This window comes from Nocardiopsis chromatogenes YIM 90109 (assembly GCF_000341185.1).
GTDB lineage: Bacteria > Actinomycetota > Actinomycetes > Streptosporangiales > Streptosporangiaceae > Nocardiopsis_A > Nocardiopsis_A chromatogenes.
This window is the reverse complement of record NZ_ANBH01000401.1, coordinates 1-1,327: the sequence shown is the minus strand read 5'-3', so window position 1 is coordinate 1,327 and position 1,327 is coordinate 1. Positions and strand designations below refer to the sequence as shown.

The window sequence follows — 1,327 nt, the reverse complement described above, 5'->3', positions numbered from 1 at the left end:
AAGGGCCTGAACTACGTCAAGCTCGACGGTCAGGTCGGCATCATCGGCAACGGCGCGGGCCTGGTCATGTCCACCCTGGACGTGGTCGCCTACGCCGGCGAGGCCCACGGCGGGGTCGCGCCCGCCAACTTCCTGGACATCGGCGGCGGCGCCTCGGCCGAGGTCATGGCCGACGGCCTGGAGATCATCCTGGGCGATGACGACGTCAAGAGCGTGTTCGTGAACGTCTTCGGCGGCATCACCGCCTGCGACGCGGTGGCCAACGGCATCGTGCAGGCCCTGGAGCTGCTGGAGGGCCGCGGCGACGACGTGTCCAAGCCGCTGGTGGTGCGCCTGGACGGCAACAACGCCGAGCTGGGCCGCGCGATCCTGAACGAGCGGGCGCACCCGGCCGTGCGCCAGGTGGAGACCATGGACGGCGCCGCCGCCCAGGCCGCCGAACTGGCCGCGAAGTAGGAGTAGGGGCGAGAGGGCGACATGGCGATCTTCCTGACCAAGGACAGCAGGGTGCTGGTCCAGGGCATGACCGGCTCTGAGGGCACCAAGCACACCCGGCGCATGCTGGCGTCGGGCACCAGCATCGTGGGCGGGGTCAACCCGCGCAAGGCCGGGCAGGCCGCGGACTTCGACGGCACGCAGGTGCCGGTGTTCGGGTCGGTGGCCGAGGGCATGGAGGCCACCGGCGCGGACGTGACGGTGATCTTCGTTCCGCCGAGGTTCACCAAGGCCGCGGTGGTCGAGGCCATCGACGCGGGCATCGGCCTGGCGGTGGTGATCACCGAGGGGGTCCCGGTGCACGACACCGCCGAGTTCTGGGCCTATGCCCGCTCCAAGGGCAACCGGACGCGGATCGTGGGGCCGAACTGCCCGGGGCTGATCACGCCGGGGCAGTCGAACGCGGGCATCATCCCGGCCGACATCACCAAGCCGGGGCGGATCGGGCTGGTGTCCAAGTCCGGGACGCTGACGTACCAGATGATGTACGAGCTGCGCGATATCGGTTTCTCCACGTGTGTGGGCATCGGCGGGGACCCGGTGATCGGGACCACGCACATCGATGCGCTGGCGGCGTTCGAGGCCGACCCGGACACCGATGCGATCGTGATGATCGGTGAGATCGGCGGGGACGCCGAGGAGCGTGCGGCCGAGTTCGTCAAGGCGAATGTGTCCAAGCCGGTGGTGGGCTATGTGGCCGGGTTCACCGCTCCGGAGGGCAAGACGATGGGGCACGCGGGTGCGATCGTGTCGGGTTCCGCGGGCACGGCCCAGGCCAAGAAGGAGGCTCTGGAGGCGGCCGGCGTCAAGGTCGGCAAGACCCCCAGCGAGA

1 protein-coding gene and 1 pseudogene are annotated in these 1,327 nt (G+C 70.0%); both read left to right on the top strand.

All coding sequences use genetic code 11. The annotated features are described in order from the left end of the window. Nucleotides 1-456 (top strand): annotated as a pseudogene (locus tag D476_RS0131555) (ADP-forming succinate--CoA ligase subunit beta); the annotation flags it as partial. A 21-nt stretch (nt 457-477) separates the two neighbouring features. Then, a partial coding sequence (gene sucD / locus D476_RS0131550) for a succinate--CoA ligase subunit alpha (protein WP_017627850.1) occupies nt 478-1,327 on the top strand: 850 nt, incomplete at its 3' end.